The sequence below is a fragment of the Streptomyces sp. NPDC096012 genome (genome assembly GCF_040426375.1).
GTDB lineage: Bacteria > Actinomycetota > Actinomycetes > Streptomycetales > Streptomycetaceae > Streptomyces.
In genome coordinates this window covers 231,381-249,937 of the sequence record NZ_JBEOTD010000006.1, presented here as the reverse complement: position 1 = coordinate 249,937, position 18,557 = coordinate 231,381, and the positions used below count along the sequence as shown (strand labels likewise).

The 18,557-nt window shown below is 72.8% G+C and carries 16 protein-coding genes; 6 read left to right on the top strand and 10 right to left on the bottom strand.

What is annotated here, in order from left to right; translation table 11 throughout:
* Positions 1-28: 28 nt before the first annotated feature.
* A complete protein-coding gene (locus tag ABVB68_RS09660; protein ID WP_353600462.1) occupies positions 29-778 on the bottom strand; it encodes a DUF4232 domain-containing protein in 750 nt (249 codons plus the stop codon).
* 214 nt (positions 779-992) lie between these two features.
* Between ABVB68_RS09660 and ABVB68_RS09655 the strand changes: the two genes are divergently transcribed.
* Positions 993-2,555, top strand: a complete 1,563-nt coding sequence (locus ABVB68_RS09655) for a transcriptional regulator (protein ID WP_353600461.1) — start codon at positions 993-995, stop codon at positions 2,553-2,555.
* Between the two features lie 112 nt (positions 2,556-2,667).
* On the opposite strand, the gene ABVB68_RS09650 is transcribed toward ABVB68_RS09655, so the two are convergent.
* Together ABVB68_RS09650 and ABVB68_RS09645 are read right to left on the bottom strand one after the other, a co-directional pair.
* Complete coding sequence (locus ABVB68_RS09650) at positions 2,668-3,486, bottom strand: DUF4253 domain-containing protein (protein ID WP_353600460.1); 819 nt, start codon at positions 3,484-3,486, stop codon at positions 2,668-2,670.
* 249 nt (positions 3,487-3,735) lie between these two features.
* Positions 3,736-4,122 (bottom strand): VOC family protein, encoded by a 387-nt coding sequence (locus ABVB68_RS09645; RefSeq protein ID WP_353600459.1) that lies wholly within the window; start codon positions 4,120-4,122, stop codon positions 3,736-3,738.
* Between the two features lie 72 nt (positions 4,123-4,194).
* Between ABVB68_RS09645 and ABVB68_RS09640 the strand changes: the two genes are divergently transcribed.
* On the top strand, positions 4,195-5,172 hold the full coding sequence (locus tag ABVB68_RS09640; RefSeq protein WP_353600458.1) for a helix-turn-helix transcriptional regulator: 978 nt from the start codon (positions 4,195-4,197) through the stop codon (positions 5,170-5,172).
* Between the two features lie 497 nt (positions 5,173-5,669).
* Here the strand turns inward: ABVB68_RS09640 and ABVB68_RS09635 are convergent, their stop codons facing one another.
* Both ABVB68_RS09635 and argS read right to left on the bottom strand, forming a co-directional pair.
* Positions 5,670-6,380 carry a chaplin gene (locus tag ABVB68_RS09635; RefSeq protein ID WP_353600457.1) on the bottom strand — a complete coding sequence of 237 codons (711 nt, stop codon included), beginning with the start codon at positions 6,378-6,380 and terminating at the stop codon, positions 5,670-5,672.
* 208 nt (positions 6,381-6,588) lie between these two features.
* Positions 6,589-8,361: an arginine--tRNA ligase gene (gene argS / locus ABVB68_RS09630; protein ID WP_353600456.1), complete on the bottom strand. Its 1,773-nt coding sequence runs from the start codon at positions 8,359-8,361 to the stop codon at positions 6,589-6,591.
* 127 nt (positions 8,362-8,488) lie between these two features.
* Here argS and lysS point away from each other — a divergent pair, with 127 nt between their 5' ends.
* Positions 8,489-10,231 (top strand): lysine--tRNA ligase, encoded by a 1,743-nt coding sequence (gene lysS / locus ABVB68_RS09625; protein ID WP_353600455.1) that lies wholly within the window; start codon positions 8,489-8,491, stop codon positions 10,229-10,231.
* Positions 10,232-10,329: 98 nt separating this feature from the next.
* Here the strand turns inward: lysS and ABVB68_RS09620 are convergent, their stop codons facing one another.
* The 3 genes from ABVB68_RS09620 to ABVB68_RS09610 all read right to left on the bottom strand — a co-directional run bounded on the left by ABVB68_RS09620 (position 10,330) and on the right by ABVB68_RS09610 (position 13,614).
* Positions 10,330-11,589, bottom strand: a complete 1,260-nt coding sequence (locus tag ABVB68_RS09620; RefSeq protein WP_353600454.1) for a DUF2637 domain-containing protein — start codon at positions 11,587-11,589, stop codon at positions 10,330-10,332.
* Between the two features lie 121 nt (positions 11,590-11,710).
* Complete coding sequence (locus tag ABVB68_RS09615; protein WP_353600453.1) at positions 11,711-12,616, bottom strand: DUF3558 family protein; 906 nt, start codon at positions 12,614-12,616, stop codon at positions 11,711-11,713.
* A 128-nt stretch (positions 12,617-12,744) separates the two neighbouring features.
* Positions 12,745-13,614, bottom strand: coding sequence for a DUF3558 domain-containing protein (locus tag ABVB68_RS09610; RefSeq protein ID WP_353600452.1), 870 nt, complete (start codon positions 13,612-13,614; stop codon positions 12,745-12,747).
* A 229-nt stretch (positions 13,615-13,843) separates the two neighbouring features.
* Here ABVB68_RS09610 and ABVB68_RS09605 point away from each other — a divergent pair, with 229 nt between their 5' ends.
* Positions 13,844-15,037, top strand: coding sequence for an RtcB family protein (locus ABVB68_RS09605; RefSeq protein ID WP_353600451.1), 1,194 nt, complete (start codon positions 13,844-13,846; stop codon positions 15,035-15,037).
* Between the two features lie 332 nt (positions 15,038-15,369).
* Here the strand turns inward: ABVB68_RS09605 and ABVB68_RS09600 are convergent, their stop codons facing one another.
* Positions 15,370-16,146 (bottom strand): SDR family NAD(P)-dependent oxidoreductase, encoded by a 777-nt coding sequence (locus tag ABVB68_RS09600; RefSeq protein ID WP_353600450.1) that lies wholly within the window; start codon positions 16,144-16,146, stop codon positions 15,370-15,372.
* Positions 16,147-16,204: 58 nt separating this feature from the next.
* On the bottom strand, positions 16,205-16,543 hold the full coding sequence (locus ABVB68_RS09595) for a YnfA family protein (protein ID WP_353600449.1): 339 nt from the start codon (positions 16,541-16,543) through the stop codon (positions 16,205-16,207).
* A 174-nt stretch (positions 16,544-16,717) separates the two neighbouring features.
* Here ABVB68_RS09595 and ABVB68_RS09590 point away from each other — a divergent pair, with 174 nt between their 5' ends.
* Both ABVB68_RS09590 and ABVB68_RS09585 read left to right on the top strand, forming a co-directional pair.
* Positions 16,718-17,803 carry an LLM class flavin-dependent oxidoreductase gene (locus tag ABVB68_RS09590; RefSeq protein ID WP_353600448.1) on the top strand — a complete coding sequence of 362 codons (1,086 nt, stop codon included), beginning with the start codon at positions 16,718-16,720 and terminating at the stop codon, positions 17,801-17,803.
* Positions 17,800-18,372: an FMN reductase gene (locus ABVB68_RS09585; protein ID WP_353600447.1), complete on the top strand. Its 573-nt coding sequence runs from the start codon at positions 17,800-17,802 to the stop codon at positions 18,370-18,372. Before ABVB68_RS09590 ends, ABVB68_RS09585 begins: the two co-directional genes overlap by 4 nt.
* The last annotated feature ends 185 nt before the right edge of the window (positions 18,373-18,557 follow it).

The following is an 18,557-nucleotide window of genomic DNA, read 5'->3' as shown; positions in this document are numbered from 1 at the left end:
CCGGCCGTGCCGAGCGGCGCCCCGGGGCTCACCAGCCGAGCGCGTCGGCGGCGTTCTGCTGCCAGTACGTCACATCGAGCGAGCTGTCGTACCAGACGCCCTTGGCCGGCAGGGACGGGGTCGCGACGGGGCCGCCGCCGCTGTTCGGTGTGCGGCCCTGGAAACCGACCGTCAGCTTGTGGCCGGTCATGCCGCCGCTGCCGCTGCCGTCGGCGGCCGACAGCAGGACACCCGCGTAGCCGGACTCGCCGGGAGCCAGGCTCACCACGGCCTGGGGCTGGGTCTCCTCGGCCGCCTGCGGCACCCACTGCATCTCGTCGAAGCGCACGATCGGGTAGTACGTCAGCTGACAGGTCCTGCCGCCGGTGTTGGTGACCGTCAGCAGCATGTGGTTGAGGGGCCGGGACACCGGCTTCGCGCTGACCGTCGTGTTGGAGCCGTTGCAGAGAACGAACGACCGGCCCTGGCCGGAGGAGGAGCCGGACGCCTTCGCGGTGCCGGTGGTGCCGGAGCCCCTGCCCGACGCGGAGCCGCTCCCCGAACCGTTCTTCGCGCCGGTCGTGCCCGCCGTGCCGCTCGTGCCCGTGGAGCCGGCGGAGCCCGTCCCGCGGTCGGCCGCGGGCCTCGCGGCCGTACCGGCGGACGCGGCGGCCGACGAGGTGGACACGGGCGAGGCCCCTTCGTCCTTCGTTCCCGTTCCGCCGCCGCACGCCGTCAGCGCGAGGGCGGCGAGGGACACGCCGGTGGCGGCGAGCAGGGAGGTACGGCGTGTACGCATGTCGGATCCTTCTTGTGCGAGTCGATGGGGCCGCCGGGCCGCATCGACCGTCGTCGGGAGCGGCGTGCTCGGCTGTCCACAGCCTGTGGGACGATCCGTCCCGTCCGCCACGGCCGGCGGGTGATCAGGGACGCTGGAACGCTGATACCGGCTCTGAGCTGGGAAGACGTGCCGTCCATGGAACGGGGGAATGGAACGGAAGGTGGGGGAAAGGGTGTCGGAAGGCACTACGGGTGACCTCTTCGCGGCGCTGCTGCGGGAGTTGAAGGACCGTTCGGGACTCAGCTACGGCACGCTCGCCAAGCGGCTCCACACGAGCACCTCGACGCTGCACCGCTACGTCAACGGGGACGCCGTACCGGCGGACTACGCACCGGTGGAGCGGCTGGCCCGCATCTGCCGGGCCAGTCCGGAGGAACTGGTCGAGCTGCACCGCCGGTGGGTGCTGGCGGATGCGATGCGCGGGCGCAGGACGGACGCCCAGACCCGGCCGGTCACGGAACCGGCCGATCGTCCGCCGGGTCCCGAAGGGGTGGCCGGGCCGGGCTCGAAGACGTCGGCCGACGGTCCGGGTCCGCAGACGGCGGCTCACGGTCCGGCGTCGGAAGGTCCGGCCGGCGCGCCTGTGCCGGGAACGCCGGCTGACGATCTGGCCCCGGAAACCCCGGCCGGCGCGCCCGTGCCGGGAACGGCGGCCGGCGGTCCGGGTCCGGAGACGCCGACCGTGCGCGCGTCGGCGGCGGGGGCGGCCGTGCCCGGGCCGGCGGACGTCTCCCCGGCGCCGGGCCACGGACCGGAGGCGGGAGCGGCAGCCGAGCGCAAGGGCTTGGTGGGGGCTGCGGGTGGCCGTCGGCGTAGTCGGGCCGTGCTCGTCGGCGGTGTCGCCGTCGCCGCCGTCCTCGGTGCCGTCGCGCTGGCCGCGGGCCTTCCCTCCGGCGACTCGGCCGACGGCGGGGGCGAACCCCTCGGGGCGGGTGGAGCGGCCCGGGTGCCGGACCGGGCGTCGGGCCCCGGGCAGGCCTCGGTGCCGCCGAGCCGCACCGGCTCGCCGTCGGCGTCCCCGTCCGCCTCCGCGCCGCTGTCGGCCTCGGCCTCCGCGCCCGCGGTGGGCGAGCCGAAGCCGGGCGGCGGGCACGGCGCCTCGCCGGGCGGCGCTGCCGCCGCCGCTCCGCTGACCGTCTCCACCGACCCGTACACCTGGGCCAGTCCGTGCACAGCGCGCTATCTGATCGACCGGTCCCCGGCACGGGTCGCCCCGCCGCCGACCGAGTCCGATGCGACGGCCTGGGTGGCCGCGCACGGCGCCGTCTCCTCCGGAAAGCAGAACGTCACGCTCACCGTCCAGGGGACCGGGGACGAGACCGTGGTGATCAAGCGCATGGCGGTCGTCACGGCCGCCAAGCGTGCCCCGCTCGCCTGGAACGACTACGCCATGGGCTACCCCGGCGTCGGCTGCGGCGGCGGCGTGCCCACCCGCTCCTTCACCGTCGCCCTCGACGCGGCCCGCCCGGCCGTCGTACCCGAGGCGGGACACCGCGACTTCCCGTTCAAGGTGAGCGAGTCCGACCCCGAGGAGTTCCACGTCGAGGCCGCCGCCTCCGCGTACGACGTGAGCTGGTACCTGGAGCTGGCCTGGTCCAGCGGCTCACGCCAGGGCGTGCTGCGGGTCGGCGACCACGGCAGGCCGTTCCAGACGAGCGGCGCCGCCGGCCGCCCGGCGTACGAGTTCCCGCTCGGCGGCTCGGGATGGGTCAAGGAGGGCACGACCGTGCCCTGAACGACCACGCCCCGGGCCGCCCGGCGTCGCCTCGCCACGGTGCCGGTGCCCACCCGCTCCCGCACCGCCGTCCTCGAACGCGGCCATCGGGTCACCGGGCCGGTGGCCGGGGTCAGTCCCACCAGAAGGTCCAAGTGGTCTGCCCCACAAGGTCCTTCGCGTACCCGCGCAGCGTGTCGTGGTCACCCTGCAGGATGTTGTCGGGGCAGAACGCGAAGTGCTCCGCCGCCACGGCCTCGGCTTCCGCGAGGCCGGCCGGCGGGGCCGCCACGGACACGACGAGGGTGTCCAGGCCGAGGGCCACGACCCGGATCCCGAACCGGTCCTCCCAGGAGCGCAGCACCGCGCAGAGCCGGGCGACGTCGTCCTCGTAGTTCACCGGGCCGCTCCAGCCGATCGCGGCCGGTATGTCGGCGGAGCGGCGGGCCGGGACCAGGGCGAGGTGCGGCTGCTCGACGTACGAGTCCGGGTCGTCCTGCAGCGCGTCGGCCACCTGCGCGGCACGGGTGTCCGGGTCGGCCACGAGGACGCCGCCCGGGGCCAGACCGGGCCAGTCGGGTCCGAACGGCTCGATCTCCTCCGCGATGTCGCCGTCTGCCGTCTCCTCCTCCCAGTACTCCGCGAGGACGTCGTCGGCGTCGTGGTCCCCGGGGTACGAGGTCTCCCCGGGCAGCAGTCCCCAGTCCTCCGGGCCGCCCTGGGAGTCGTCCAGGTCCACCAGCACCGGAAGCAGGCCGACACGGGCCGCCGGCGCGCCCAGCGCCTTCCACGTGCCCGGCGCGGCCGCCTTCTCCGCATGCCACAGCAGTGGTTCTTGCCACGGGCCGTCGTCGGTGGTGTCGATCAGCTTGCCGGGCGGGAGCCGCAGTCCGAGGGAACGCCCGCTGGGGTCACCGGCCAGCTCGGGCAGCGGGTTGGGAAGAGTCGCCATGGACGTGACTGTAGGGGCAGCCACTGACAGTGGCTGCCCCGCCTCGGGTCCGGCCGGGGCCGCTCACCGGCAGTGCGCCGGGTACGGGTCCGGCCGGGGCCGCTCACCGGCAGTGCGCCGGCTACGGGCCCGGCCGGGACCGGCCACCGGCAGCGCGTCGGCTTCGAGGCACCGAGGCCGACCGTCGTGCGACGTTCGGGGCGCACCCCCCACCCGGCGAACTCGGATGGGGGGCGCGCTTCTTCCGGCTCAGACGAGGGTGGTCACGCAGAACGGGTGGCCCGCGGGATCGAGCAGGACGCGCCAGCGGTCGGGGGACGGCTGGAAGTCCGGCTTCCGGGCGCCGAGGGCCAGCAGCCGGGCCTCCGCGGCCTCCAGGTCGTCGACGCCCAGCTCGATGTGCGCCTGCTTCTCCTGGGCCGGGTCCGGCCAGGTGGGCGGACGGTAGTCGGCCAGGCGGTGGAAGCCGAGGCCGGCCGCGCCCTCCCGGCCGACCATGACGAAGTCGTCGGACGAGAAGAGGACCGGGAAGTCGAGCAGCTCGCCGTAGAAGCGGGCCAGTTGGGCCGGGTCGGCGCAGTCGAAGGTGACGGCGGCATAGCGGAACGCGGGCTTGGCGGTGGTCTCTGTGCTCATGGGCGGGACGCTAGGGCACGACCAGGACAGTTCCGGTCCTGGTCGTGGGAGCCGTGTGGAAAACTGCGCGACGTGATCAGTGCGTCCGCCCGCCTGCTGCGACTGCTCGCGCTGCTGGCCGCCCGGCCCTCCTGGACCTGCGCCGAACTCGCCGACCGGATGGACGTCACGGACCGCACGGTGCGCCGGGACGTCGCCAGGCTCCGGGAACTCGGCTACTGCGTCGACTCCGACGCGGGCCCCTGGGGCGGTTACCGGCTGCGTGCCGGTTCCCGGGTGCCGCCGCTGATCCTCGACGACGAGGAAGCCCTCGCCGTGGCCCTCGGGCTGCGGGAGGCGGCGCGCAGCGGTGCGCTCGGCGGCGACCAGGCCGCGCTCTCCGCGCTGCTGAAGCTGCGCCAGGTGCTGCCCCGGCGGATCGCGGAGCGGCTGGGGGAGTGGGACGAGGCCTTCGTGCGGCTGCCGGGGTCCGGAGAGCCGGGGCTCAGGCCCGGCATGCTGCTGGAACTGGCCGCCGCCTGCCGCGGGGGCGAACGCGCCCGGCTGGCGTACTGCGACGGACAGGGGACTTCCACGGTGCGGGACGTCGATCCGTACCGCCTCGTGCACACGGGACGGCGCTGGTACTTCGTCGCGCGGGACGTGGCCCGGGGGCAGTGGCGGACGTTCCGGGCCGACCGGGTCGAACGGCTGCGGCCGACCGGCCACCCGGTGGAGATCACCGACCCGCCCGACCCGGCGCTGCTGGTCTCCCGCAACATCGCGAACGGCCCCTATCCGCTGACCGCGACCGTCCGTCTCCCGGTGGCCGTGGACCGGGCGCTGCGGCTCGTCCCCGCGACCGTCGGCACGCACCGCGCCGACGGTCCCGGCGCCACTCTCGTCGACATCGGCGGACCCGACGCGGACGCCCTCGCCGGCTATCTCCTCGGCCTGGCGACCCCGCTGCGCGTCCTCGCTCCGGACTCCGTACGGCAGGCCCTGCTGCGCCGCGTCGAGGCCCTGCGACAGCACAACGCGGACGTGGACCCCGCCTGGCCCGCACGCTGAGGCACCACCGGCACCCGGCGAAGCCGCGGCCGACGACCGGCGATGCACCGGCACCCGGCGAACCACGACGGGCGACCGGCGATGCACCGGCGCCCGGCGAACCACCGCCGACGACCGGCGATGCACCGGCGCCCGGCGAACCACGACGGGTAACCGGCGACCACCGGCACCCGGCGAACCACCGCCGATGCACCGGCGCCCGGCGAACCATGACGGGTAACCGGCGACCACCGGCACCCGGCGAACCACCGCCGACGACCGGCGATGCACCGGCGCCCGGCGAACCACGACGGGCGACCGGCTATACACCGGCACCCGGCGAACCACGACGGACGACCGGCGACCACCGGCACCCGGCAAAACTCCGTTGCACAGCCGGCGCAGGCGCTCAGGTAGGTCGTCCGCCTGCGGGGCGGACGGGGAACGGCTCCGCCGGGTGGGTCCGTTGGGTCCGTTGGGTCCGGTGGGTCCCGTGGAGCCGTTCCCCGTCCCCCGGGTCAGCCCTGTCCGCGCAGCATCCTGGAGCGGATGCGGCGGTACAGCACCGTCCCGCCGAGCAGCGAGGCCACGCTCGCGGCGCCGGCCGTCCAGGTGCCGTCGATGCCGGTGCTGGCGAGGGTGCCCACCGGCCGCGGGCTCTCGACCGTGGGCGCCGGCTTCGGCACCGGGTGCTCCTTGGGCGGGGTGTGCGGCCGGGCCGGCGGCACGGCGCGGGGCGGCGGAGTGACCCGCGGCGGGGTCGGCGGAGCGGGCTCCTCGGGGCGGTCCGTCGAGGTGTTCGTGGACGTGTTCCCGAAGACGGGGTTGCCGATGCCCACGACGTCGACGGTGTTGCCGCTGACGTTCACCGGCAGGTCGACCGGCAACTGGATCCCGTTCCCCGACACCACGCCGGGGGAGTCCTTCGTGACGGCGACGGCGGTGGCCCCGCTCGACGCGGCGGGCCGGTCGCTCACGGCCGTGCCGCCGCCCTGGTTGGCGCACCTGTTGCCCATGGCAGGGTTCAGCAGCCCTGCCACGTTGACGGTGTTGCCGCACACGCTCACCGGGACGTGCACCGGTAGTTGCAGCGCGTTGCCGGAGATCAGGCCGGGCGAGCCGGCCGCGGCGGCGCCCGCGGTGGAGTCGGCGTGCGCCGCACCTCCCACGGCCATCGCACCCGACGCGGCGGCGATGGCGATCACACTGTTCCGGGTAACCCGTTTCATGGCTCCCTGCCTCCCAGACATGGACGCGGGCACTCCACCCGCACCCCGTCAAACGCGGGGGAAAGCGTCTGAGTTATGGCTTATCCACCTTTCGCCCGGTGCAGGGTGAATCTTCACTCGAATCCTCGCCGCCCGGCGCCGGACAGACCTTCGGCCCGCGGAGGTGTGCTCCACGGGCCGAAGGGGGGTCTGTTCAGGGCTTCTCTGTTCAGAGCTTCTCGGGCGTCCTGATACCCAGCAGGTCCATGCCCTGGTGCAGCGTGCGGGCGGTGAGGTCGACCAGGAACAGGCGGTTCTCCACGACCTCGGCCGGGTTGTCGGCGGACAGCACCTGGCACTGGTCGTAGAACGTCGTCAGGTGCGACGCCAGCTGGTACAGGTACGCGGCCAGCTTGTGCGGCTCGTAGGACGCCGCCACCTCCAGGACCGTCTCCGCGAACCGGTCCAGGTGCAGGCCGAGGGCGCGCTCGGCGGGGGCCAGGTCCAGCTCCGGGTGGGCGGCGGGGCGGGCCTCGCCGGCCTTGCGCAGGATCGACTGGATCCGGGCGTACGCGTACTGGAGGTAGACGGAGGTGTCGCCGTTCAGGGACACCATCTGGTCCAGGTCGAACTTGTAGTCCCGCACGGCGGACGTGGACAGGTCGGCGTACTTCACCGCGCCGACGCCGACGTGGGTGCCGTTCTCGACGATCTCCCGCTCCGTCAGGCCCACCTTCTCGGCCTTCTCCCGCACGACCGCCGTGGCCCGCTCGACGGCCTCGTCCAGCAGGTCCTGGAGCTTGATCGTCTCGCCCGCACGCGTCTTGAACGGCTTGCCGTCCTTGCCGAGGACCGTGCCGAAGGCCAGCTGGTGCGCCGTGACGTCCTCGCCCAGCCAGCCCGCCCTGCGCGCCGTCTCGAAGACCATCCGGAAGTGCAGGGCCTGGCGGGCGTCCACCACGTAGAGGAGGGTGTCCGCCTTCAGGTTGAAGACACGGTCGCGGATCGCCGAGAGGTCCGTCGCCGCGTAGCCGTAGCCGCCGTCGGACTTCTGCACGATCAGCGGGACCGGGTTGCCGTCCGGGCCCTTGATGTCGTCGAAGAAGACGCACAGCGCGCCCTCGGAGCGGACCGCGACGCCCGACTCCTCCAGCAGTCGGCAGGTCTCGGCCAGCATGTCGTTGTAACCGGACTCGCCGACGATGTCGGCGTCCCGGATCTCCATGTCCAGCTTCTCGAAGACGGAGAAGAAGTAGATCTTCGACTCGTCGACGAACTTCTGCCACATGGCGAGCGTCTGCGGCTCGCCGGCCTGGAGGTCGACCACCCGGCGCCGGGCACGCGTCTTGAACTCCTCGTCGGAGTCGAACTTCTTGCGCGCGGCCTTGTAGAGGCGGTCGAGGTTCGACATCGCCTCCTCGCCGGTGACCTGGCCCTCCCTGTGGTCCAGCTCGTGCGGGTGCTCGTCCAGGAACTGGATGAGCATGCCGAACTGGGTGCCCCAGTCGCCGATGTGGTGGCGGCGCACCACGTTCTCGCCGGTGAACTCGAGGAGCTGGACCACCGCGTCGCCGATCACCGCGGAGCGCAGGTGGCCGACGTGCATCTCCTTCGCCACGTTCGGCTGCGCGTAGTCGATCACCGTGGTGCCGGGGTGCTCGGCGTACGGCACGCCGAGGCGGCCGGTGTCGTCCGCGTACCGCGCGGCCAGGTTCCGGGTGATCGCCCGGTCCGCGACCGTGATGTTGAGGAAGCCGGGGCCGGAGACCTCGACGTCCTTGATCACGTCACCCGTCACCACCTGGGAGACGACCTGGGCCGCGAGCTCCCGGGGGTTCGCCTTCGCCTTCTTGGCCAGGGCCAGGATGCCGTTGGCCTGGAAGTCGGCCCGGTCGCTTCGTCGCAGCAGCGGGTCCGCACCGGCGGCCTCCGGCAGGGTGGCCGAGAGGGCGGACGCGAGGTGCTGCTGGACGCTGTCGCTGAGGGACGTGACCGAGGCCATAGGAAGGGGTGCCGTTCTCCTCGTGGGGATGGATAGTCCCAGCCAGTATCCCATGGGGGGTAAAGCCGTTTTCCCGGTCGCAAGTGGGTCTGTGACAATGGAGTGTCACCCGTTCAGAAAGAAGGACGTGCCGATCGTGGCTCAGAGCACCGAGACCACCGACTGGGTCTCCCGTTTCGCGGATGAGGTCATCGAGGAGTCGGAGCGCCGGGCCCCGGGCAAACCGGTCGTCGTCGCGTCCGGCCTCTCCCCCTCGGGACCCATCCACCTGGGCAACCTCCGTGAGGTCATGACCCCGCACCTCGTCGCCGACGAGATCCGCCGCCGCGGGTACCAGGTCCGGCACCTGATCTCCTGGGACGACTACGACCGCTACCGCAAGGTCCCGAAGGGCATCGCCGGCGTCGACGACTCCTGGGCCGAGCACATCGGCAGGCCGCTGACCGCGGTCCCGGCGCCGAAGGGCTCGTCGTACCCGAACTGGGCCGAGCACTTCAAGGCCGCGATGACCGAGGCGCTGGCCGAGATGGGCGTCGAGTTCGACGGGATCAGCCAGACGGAGCAGTACACCTCCGGTGCCTACCGCGAGCAGATCCTGCACGCGATGAAGCACCGCGGCGACATCGACGCCGTCCTCGACCAGTACCGGACGAAGAAGGCCCCCGCCAAGAAGCAGCAGCAGAAGCCGGTCGACGAGGCCGAGCTGGAGGCCGCGGAGGGCTCGGGCGCCGCGGCCGAGGACGACGGCAGCTCCGGCTCCGCGGGCTACTTCCCGTACAAGCCGTACTGCGGCGGCTGCGGCAAGGACCTGACGACGGTCACCTCGTACGACGACGACACCACCGAGCTGGCGTACACCTGCACCGCCTGCGGCTTCTCCGAGACCGTCCGGCTCAGCGAGTTCAACCGCGGCAAGCTGGTGTGGAAGGTCGACTGGCCGATGCGGTGGGCGTACGAGGGCGTGATCTTCGAGCCGAGCGGGGTCGACCACTCCTCGCCGGGGTCCTCCTTCCAGGTCGGCGGCCAGATCGTCGGGATCTTCGGCGGCGAGCAGCCGATCGGCCCGATGTACGCCTTCGTCGGCATCTCCGGGATGGCGAAGATGTCGTCCTCGCGCGGTGGCGTGCCGACCCCGGCCGACGCGCTGAAGATCATGGAGCCGCAGCTGCTGCGCTGGCTGTACGCCCGCCGCAGGCCCAACCAGTCCTTCAAGATCGCCTTCGACCAGGAGATCCAGCGGCTCTACGACGAGTGGGACAAGCTCGCGGCCAAGGTCGCGGAGGGTTCCGCGCTGCCCGGTGACGTCGCCGCGTACACCCGCGCCGTCGGCACGGCCGCCGGTGAGCTGCCGAGGACGCCGCGACCGCTGCCGTACCGCACGCTCGCGTCCGTCGCCGACATCACCGCCGGACACACGGACCAGGCGCTGCGGATCCTCTCCGAGCTGGACCCGGAGCAGCCGCTGGGCTCGCTCGACGAGGTCCGTCCGCGGTTCGACAGGGCCGAGGAGTGGATCAACACGCAGGTGCCCGCCGACCAGCGGACCATCGTGCGCGACGAGCCCGACGCCGAGCTGCTGAAGTCCCTCGACGAGGCGTCCGGCAAGTCGCTGCGGCTGCTGCTCGACGGGCTCGCCGAGCACTGGTCGCTGGACGGTCTGACGCACCTGGTCTACGGCGTGCCGAAGGTGCAGGCCGGGTTCCCGGCCGACGCGACGCCGAAGGAGCTGCCGCCGGAGATCAAGACGGCCCAGCGCTCGTTCTTCGCGCTGCTCTACCACCTGCTGGTGGGCCGGGACACCGGGCCCCGGCTGCCCACGCTGCTGCTGGCCGTGGGCCAGGAGCGGGTGCGCAAGCTGCTCGGCGAGTAGGAGCGGGTGAGCGGTACGGGAAAGGGGCCCTCCTGCCGGAGGGCCCCTTCCTCATGTGCCGGTGCGCGTGTCCGCGCGCGGGCTCCTGTGCGCGTGGTTCAGGCGATGTGGTCTTCCTGCAGTTCCGCCGTGTGGCGGTTGGTGAAGCGGTTGACCATCCGTTCGGCCTCCCCCTTGGGCAGCGCCACGCCGAAGGTCGCCTCGACGTCGTCCCTGAGCTGGGCGGCGGTGGGGTAGCTGCCGTCGATCGACTTGCGGAAGACCAGGTAGAAGTCCTCCTCGGTCGGCTCCACCTCCGGGAGGCCGCCGCCCCCGCCGAGTTCCCGGGTGCGGTTCGGGCCCACCGGTATGGGGAAGCTGCCGGTCTCCTCGGGGGAGGGCTGCTGGAACTGCCCCGGGGGCTGCTCCTCGTACCAGTCCTCGTACTGCTCCTCGGGCTCGTACTGGGGCTCCGGGGGCGGCTCGTAGGCGGGGTCGTAGCCGCCGTGGTACTCGATCTCGCGCGGAGCCTGGAACCAGGGGCTCTGCTCGTCCTCGGGCGGCTCGGGGGGCTGCCCGCCGGGAGGCGCCGCCTGCCGCGGGACGGCGGCCGCCCCCTCGGCACGGCCGCTCGGGGCCGGGGCCGCTCCGGACGCGAGCCGCGCGGTGGCCGCGGCCGGCCGGGGCAGCTCGGGCGCGGGCGGCAGGAGCTCCGGCTCTATGCCGGCCGCCGCCAGGCCCGCCGGGGCCGTCCGGGCCAGCGGGACGCCGTAGCGGGCCAGGCGCAGCGGCATCAGCGACTCCACCGGGGCCTTCCTGCGCCACGCCCGGCCGAAGCGGGAATGCAGCCGGGCCTGGTAGACGAGACGTTCCTGCTCCAGCTTGATGACCTGGTCGTAGGAGCGCAGTTCCCACAGCTTCATCCGGCGCCACAGGAGGAACGTCGGCACCGGGGAGAGCAGCCACCGGGTGAGGCGGACGCCCTCCATGTGCTTGTCGGCCGTGATGTCCGCGATGCGGCCGATGGCGTGGCGGGCCGCTTCGACGGCCACGACGAAGAGGACCGGGATCACCGCGTGCATGCCGACGCCCAGCGGGTCCGGCCAGGCGGCGGCGCCGTTGAAGGCGATCGTGGCCGCCGTCAGCAGCCACGCCGTCTGGCGCAGCAGCGGGAAGGGGATGCGGATCCAGGTCAGCAGCAGATCCAGGGCCAGCAGGACGCAGATGCCCGCGTCGATGCCCACCGGGAACACGTAGGAGAAGTTCCCGAAGCCCTTCTTGATGGCCAGCTCACGGACGGCCGCGTACGAACCGGCGAAGCCGATGCCGGCGATGATCAGCGCGCCGGTCACGACCACACCGATGAGAATGCGGTGCATCCGAGTCAGCTGCAGTGGCGCGGCCACTCGTACTCCCCTCCCATTGCGTGTTGTTGCGCGCAACAGAGTGGCACACGTGTGCGGCGAACGTGGTGCCGGTCGGGCCTTCCGGCCCGCCGCCTCAGTTCTTGCCGGCGGCCGACCTGGACGCGGAGGCCCGGGCGGAGGGCGACTTGGCGGCCGGCCCGGACGGCGACTTCGAGGCCGCCGCGGAAGGGGAGGTGGCAGCCGTCGGGGACGAACTCTGCCCGGAACCTTCACCGTTGGCCGCCGAGACGGACGCGACCGCCTCCTTGAGCGCCTTCTCCGCGGCCTTCGCCAGGTCGTTCGCGCCCGGGGTCTTCTCGCCCGCCAGGCCGGCGCCGTTGTAGTCGAGGGTGACGACGACGTTCTCGACCCGGGCCACGACCGTCTGCTGCCTGAAGAGGCCCTCCTTCTTCTTCAGGTCGTAGCGCACCGCGGTCGCCTCCGCGCCCGTGCCGGACAGCGGGACCACCTTGGGGCTCCTGGCGCCGTCCACCGCCTGGGCGTCCTTGACCTGCCGGGTGAAGTACGCGTGCGCCTGCGCGTCGCCGGAGCCCCGCGTGGCGTCCGAGTCGAAGCGGAGCAGGGAGACGTTCAGCCAGCGGAACTGGGAGCCCTTGACGCCGTTGTTGTCCAGGCTGCTCCACGCGCAGGAGGCACGGGAGGACGGGTTGTCCGAGCCGCCCTTCTTGCCCGCCTTGCCGCTCTTGGGCACCAGATCGGTGAGGGTCTTCTTCGACAGCACCCCGCACGGGTCCGGGAGCTTCTTGTACGCGGCCGCCTGCACGGTCGGGGAGGCGCTGGCGGAGGGCTGGTCCGAGCCGCCCGCGGACTGCTGGACGGAGCCGTCGCCGCTCATGGCCTTGGAGTCGCCCGAGCCCGAGGAGCAGGCGGCGGTGATCAGTACGGCGGGAACGGCCGCCGCGCAGACAAGCGCGCGGCGAAGGCGCTTGGCTCGCTGGTCTCGCTGGGCACGGTCGTCTCGCTGGGCTGCTCGCTGCATGGTTCCTTCACTCGTGACGCTCGGTGTTCGTGCGGGTTCCTGCGGGGCCCCACGGTACGCGGTGAAGGAGATGTGCGGCTTCCGTTCGACTGCTTCACGGTTGGGGCCGGCGGGGACCGCGGGAGGCGTCAGCCGCCTAGTGCGTCGGCCAGTTGAGAGGCCAGGTTACGGGCCCTGTCCTGCATTTCCTTGCTGTCGGGGGCCGTTCCCGTGGCCGTCGGCTGCTCCTCGTACTGGATGGTGACGATGACGTTGGACGTGCGGAACACCACAGTCACGGTCCGCGGTTCGGCCGTCGAACCGGAGGTGCTCAGCTGGTCGTCCAGGTACGCCTCGTCGCCGAGACCGGGGAGGGTGCGCGGCTGCAGCTCGGCCGGGCCGGCGCCGGCCGGGGGACCCGCGGCGGAGTCGGAGCCGGAGGCCGAGCCGGAGGGGGAGGCGGTGGGAGATCCGGTGGGGGAGCCCGAGGGCGTCGCCCCGTCGCTCGCGGGGCCCGACTGCGACGGGGAGGCGGTCGGGGTGCCCGGCGCCGTGCCGGTGCCGCTCGGCTCGGGCAGGTCGGCCGCCGTCTCCGCCTCCTGGAACAGCTTCCCCGCCTGGTCGTCGTCGCTGACCGCGTTGTCGTACGACACCACGCGCTCGAAGTCGACCGAGAGGCGGTCGGTCGCGGTGGCCGACTCCACCTTCCAGTGGCAGCCGACCTTGCGGTCGGTGTCGTAGGTGAGCGCGGCCTCGCCCCGGTAGGCCTTCTCCCGCTGGGCCGGGTCGGTGATCTGCCGGGCACCGGGCAGCAGCGCGTCGAGCGTGTCGTGGCCCACCGCGGCGCAGGGCTCGGGCAGGGTGCGGTACTTGCCGGGCTGGGCGGTGGCCACGGCCGTGCCGGCGTCCCCCGGGTTGGCGTCGTCCGTCGGGCTGCCACCCCCGGAGCCGCCGGTGCATCCGGCCAGCAGCGCCGCGAGGAGGGCGGCGGTGCCGGATACGTACGCCTTGCGCTGCACGGTCGGTCTCCTCTCGGCGGGGTGCGACCCGGTGGTGGCCGATCGCCCGGTGCTCCAGTGTCCCCGCTGGTTATTCGCTTGCCGGGGTGGGGCGCCCCCTGCAGACAATGTGTATCGCACGCACTGCCGTGGACGCCGGTCCCTTGTCTCTTTCCTGGACCTTGGCGCCGTATTTGCGTTTTGCCGCTTTTGAGCCATCTGCTGTCTTTGTCGGGGGAATGAGGAACGTATGTCGTACGTGGAGATGCCGGGCGCGAAGGTCCCGATCCGGATGTGGACGGACCCCTCGACGGTCGAGGACGTGGCGCTGCGCCAGCTGCAGAACGTCGCCACCCTGCCGTGGATCAAGGGCCTGGCCGTGATGCCGGACGTCCACTACGGCAAGGGGGCGACGGTCGGCTCGGTCATCGCGATGCAGGGCGCCGTGTGCCCGGCGGCGGTCGGCGTGGACATCGGCTGCGGGATGTCGGCGGTGCGCACGTCGCTGACGGCGAACGACCTGCCGGGCGACCTGTCGCGGCTGCGCTCCGGGATCGAGCAGGCCATCCCGGTGGGGCGCGGGATGCACGACGACCCCATCGGCCCGAAGCGCTTCCACGGGCTGGCCACCGGCGGGTGGGACGACTTCTGGGGGCGGTTCGACGGGGTCGCCGAGGCGGTCAGGTTCCGCCGGGAGCGCGCGTCGAAGCAGATGGGCACACTCGGTGGCGGCAACCACTTCGTCGAGGTGTGCACGGACACGGAGGGCTCGGTGTGGCTGATGCTCCATTCCGGCTCCCGCAACATCGGCAAGGAACTCGCCGAGCACCACATCGGCGTGGCCCAGAAGCTCCCGCACAACCAGAACCTGGTCGACCGGGACCTCGCCGTCTTCGTCGCGCAGACCCCGCAGATGGCGGCCTACCGCAACGACCTGTTCTGGGCGCAGGAGTACGCCGTGCACAACCGCGCGCTCATGATGGCGCTGCTGAAGGACGTGGTCCGGCGGGAGTTCAAGAAGGCCCGGCCGACCTTCGAGCCGGAGATCTCCTGCCACCACAACTACGTGGCGGAGGAGCGGTACGAGGGCATGGACCTGCTCGTCACCCGCAAGGGCGCGATCCGGGCCGGGTCCGGTGAGTACGGGATCATCCCGGGCTCGATGGGCACGGGGTCGTACATCGTGAAGGGCCTCGGCAACGACAGGTCCTTCAACTCGGCCTCGCACGGCGCCGGTCGGCGCATGAGCCGGAACGCGGCCAAGCGGCGCTTCTCGACGAAGGACCTGGAGGAGCAGACGCGGGGCGTGGAGTGCCGCAAGGACTCCGGTGTCGTCGACGAGATCCCCGGCGCCTACAAGTCGATCGACCAGGTCATCGACCAGCAGCGGGACCTGGTCGAGGTGGTGGCGAAGCTGAAGCAGGTCGTCTGCGTGAAGGGCTAGCCACGGCACCGGGCGGCCCGGCACCGGGCTGGCCACGCCGGCGGGCTGGCCACGGCAGCCGGGCGGCCCGGCACCGGGCCGCCCCGCTGCCGGTCCCGGCAGCCGTGCGGTGGAAGGCGGGCGAGGGTCCCGACGACCGTCCTGATCGTTCTCGTGCCCGCCCGCGTGACCGTGCGTGACCGCCCTCGTGGCCGCCCTGGCCGTGGGCATGACGGCACGGCCCGGCCGGCCTTCGGGCACACGGTCCGGCCGGGAGCGGACACGGCACGTGACGCGCTCCCCGCACCACTGGCGCCCGTCCCGTCACCCCTCGCGTCCGGGGCGCGCGGCCGTCACCGCTCCCGGTGCACCTTGGTGTTGGAGGCCTGGGCCCGGGGGCGGACGACGAGCAGGTCGATGTTGACGTGGCTGGGGCGGGTGACGGCCCAGGTGATCGTCTCGGCCACGTCGTCGGCGGAGAGGGGCTCGGCGACGCCCTCGTAGACCTTCGCCGCCTTCTCCGTGTCCCCGCCGAAGCGGGTGAGCGCGAACTCCTCCGTCCTGACCATGCCGGGCGCGACCTCGACGACCCGGACCGGCCGGCCGACGATCTCCAGACGGAGGGTCTCGGCGAGCACATGGGCGCCGTGCTTGGCGGCGACGTAGCCCCCGCCCCCCTCGTACGTGCCGTGGCCCGCGGTCGAGGAGACGACCACGACCACGCCGTCGCCGCTCGCCTCCAGCTTCGGCAGCAGGGCCTGGGTGAGGTTCAGGGTGCCGATGACGTTCGTCTCGTACATCGTGCGCCAGTCCGCCGGGTCGCCGGTGGCCACCGGGTCGGCGCCCAGGGCGCCGCCCGCGTTGTTGACGAGGACGCCGACCGTCTCGAAGGCCGTGGCGAACTCGTCGACCGCCGCGCGGTCCGTCACGTCCAGCGGGTACGCCACCGCCGAGTGGCCCGCCCGGGTCAGCTCCTCGGCGAGCGCCTCGATGCGGTCCTTGCGGCGGGCGGTCAGGACGACGCGGTAGCCGGACTCGGCGAGCTGCCGGGCGGTTGCGGCGCCGATGCCGCTGCTCGCACCGGTGACGACGGCGATGCGGGAGGCGGCGGACGGGACTGCGGCGGCCATGGGCTGCTCCTGGGGTCGGAACGCGGTCGGGTCGGGCTCCTCCCAGCGTAGGCGAGCCTCAGGCGCCGTTCCTCGGCGCCCACATGATCACGGCCATGCCGGCGAGGCAGATCAGCGCTCCGGCGATGTCCCAGCGGTCCGGGCGGTAGCCGTCGGCGACCACGCCCCACAGGATCGAGCCGGCCACGAAGATCCCGCCGTAGGCGGCGAGGATGCGGCCGAAGTGGGCGTCCGGCTGGAAGGTGGCGACGAAGCCGTACGCGCCGAGGGCGAGGACACCTCCCGTGATCCACAGCCAGCCGCGGTGCTCGCGCACGCCCTGCCAGACCAGCCAGGCCCCGCCGATCTCGAACAGTGCGGCGACGACGAAGAGGGCGGCTGAGCGGAGGATCGGCATGGGGGGCAGCTTCGCACGCGGCCGTGTCACCTCTTGGAGGGCGCCCGGCGTGTGGCTCGCGGGGCATACCGGGGCGGGGCCGTTTCCTCTCTGTCCGGGCGGGCCGGAATATGCGGGAGAGGGGGACCGTTGGCGGTATAGTTGAACCGTCAACAACATGGAGGGTGAGCGACCATGCAGTTCGGGATCTTCACGGTCGGCGACGTCACGCCGGACCCCACCACGGGGGCCACTCCGACCGAGCGCGAGCGGATCAAGGCCATGGTCGCCATCGCGCTCAAGGCCGAGGAGGTCGGCCTGGACGTCTTCGCGACCGGTGAGCACCACAACCCGCCGTTCGTGCCGTCCTCCCCGACCACCATGCTCGGCTACATAGCGGCCCGGACGGACCGGCTGATCCTGTCCACCTCCACCACCCTGATCACCACCAACGACCCGGTGAAGATCGCCGAGGACTACGCGATGCTCCAGCACCTGGCCGACGGGCGCGTCGACCTGATGATGGGCCGCGGCAACACCGGACCGGTCTACCCCTGGTTCGGCAAGGACATCCGGGACGGCATCGACCTCGCCGTCGAGAACTACGCGCTGCTGCGCCGCCTGTGGCGCGAGGACACGGTCGACTGGGAGGGCAAGTTCCGCACGCCCCTGCAGGGGTTCACCTCGACGCCCCGCCCGCTGGACGGCGTACCGCCGTTCGTCTGGCACGGCTCGATCCGCTCGCCCGAGATCGCCGAGCAGGCCGCGTACTACGGCGACGGCTTCTTCCACAACAACATCTTCTGGCCCGCCGACCACACCCGGCGGATGGTCGAGTTCTACCGGTCCCGGTACGCCCACTACGGGCACGGCACACCGGAGCAGGCGATCGTCGGCCTGGGCGGCCAGGTGTTCATGCGCAAGAACTCGCAGGACGCGGTACGGGAGTTCCGGCCGTACTTCGACAACGCGCCGGTGTACGGCCACGGGCCCTCGCTGGAGGACTTCACCGAGCAGACCCCGCTGACGGTCGGCTCCCCGCAGCAGGTCATCGAGAAGACGCTGGCCTTCCGCGAGTACGCCGGCGACTACCAGCGCCAGCTGTTCCTGATGGACCACGCGGGGCTGCCGCTGAAGACCGTGCTGGAGCAGCTCGACCTGCTCGGCGAGGAGGTCGTACCGGTGCTGCGCAAGGAGTTCGCGAAGGGGCGCCCGGCGGACACGCCCGAGGCCCCGACCCACCGCTCACTGCTCGCCGCGAAGGAGGCGACCACCGTATGAAGCTCGTCGTCGTGTCCGCGGGACTGAGCGTCCCGTCCTCCACCCGGCTGCTGGCCGACCGGCTGGCCGCCGCGGTGGACCGGCGGACGCCGGTGGACGTCCAGGTGGTCGAACTGCGTGACCTCGCCGTCGAGATCGCGCACAACTTCACCAACGGGTTCGCCGGGAAGGCCCTGTCCGCCGCGCAGGAAGCGGTGGCGGGGGCCGACGGCCTGATCGTCGTCACGCCGGTGTTCAGCGCCTCGTACAGCGGACTGTTCAAGTCGTTCTTCGATGTGCTGGACAAGGACGCGCTGACCGGGAAGCCGGTGCTGGTCGCGGCCACCGGGGGTACGGGGCGGCACTCGCTGGTGCTGGAGCATGCGCTGCGGCCGTTGTTCGCCTATCTGCGGGCCGTCGTGATGCCCACCGGCGTCTACGCCGCGTCCGAGGACTGGGGCGCGGCGGGCCTGGCCGAGCGGATCGAGCGGGCGGCGGAGGAACTGTCCTCCGCCCTGGCGAGGGCCCCGCGGCGGGCCGAGGCCTCCGTCGTCCCGTTCGCCGAGCGGCTGGCGGCGCTGCGGCCGTGATCCGCCCGGGGCGGAGCCAGGGCGGCCAGGGCTGCCGGTGCCGCCGGTGCGCCGCCGGTCGAGGGTGCTGTCGCCGGCGGCCCGGGGCGCTGTCCCGGGCGGAGCCGGAGGCCGCTGCCGGTCGAGGGTGCCGTCCCGGGCGGAGCCGGAGGCCGCTGCCGGTCGAGGGTGCCGTCCCGGGCGGA

Bases quoted from the DNA above. Each gene is read 5' to 3' on its own strand.
- ABVB68_RS09660 (WP_353600462.1), bottom strand. From the start codon at position 778: ATGCGTACACGCCGTACCTCCCTGCTCGCCGCCACCGGCGTGTCCCTC.
- ABVB68_RS09650 (WP_353600460.1), bottom strand. From the start codon at position 3,486: ATGGCGACTCTTCCCAACCCGCTGCCCGAGCTGGCCGGTGACCCCAGC.
- ABVB68_RS09645 (WP_353600459.1), bottom strand. From the start codon at position 4,122: ATGAGCACAGAGACCACCGCCAAGCCCGCGTTCCGCTATGCCGCCGTC.
- ABVB68_RS09635 (WP_353600457.1), bottom strand. From the start codon at position 6,380: ATGAAACGGGTTACCCGGAACAGTGTGATCGCCATCGCCGCCGCGTCG.
- argS (WP_353600456.1), bottom strand. From the start codon at position 8,361: ATGGCCTCGGTCACGTCCCTCAGCGACAGCGTCCAGCAGCACCTCGCG.
- ABVB68_RS09620 (WP_353600454.1), bottom strand. From the start codon at position 11,589: ATGCACCGCATTCTCATCGGTGTGGTCGTGACCGGCGCGCTGATCATC.
- ABVB68_RS09615 (WP_353600453.1), bottom strand. From the start codon at position 12,616: ATGCAGCGAGCAGCCCAGCGAGACGACCGTGCCCAGCGAGACCAGCGA.
- ABVB68_RS09605 (WP_353600451.1), top strand. From the start codon at position 13,844: ATGTCGTACGTGGAGATGCCGGGCGCGAAGGTCCCGATCCGGATGTGG.
- ABVB68_RS09600 (WP_353600450.1), bottom strand. From the start codon at position 16,146: ATGGCCGCCGCAGTCCCGTCCGCCGCCTCCCGCATCGCCGTCGTCACC.
- ABVB68_RS09595 (WP_353600449.1), bottom strand. From the start codon at position 16,543: ATGCCGATCCTCCGCTCAGCCGCCCTCTTCGTCGTCGCCGCACTGTTC.
- ABVB68_RS09590 (WP_353600448.1), top strand. From the start codon at position 16,718: ATGCAGTTCGGGATCTTCACGGTCGGCGACGTCACGCCGGACCCCACC.
- ABVB68_RS09585 (WP_353600447.1), top strand. From the start codon at position 17,800: ATGAAGCTCGTCGTCGTGTCCGCGGGACTGAGCGTCCCGTCCTCCACC.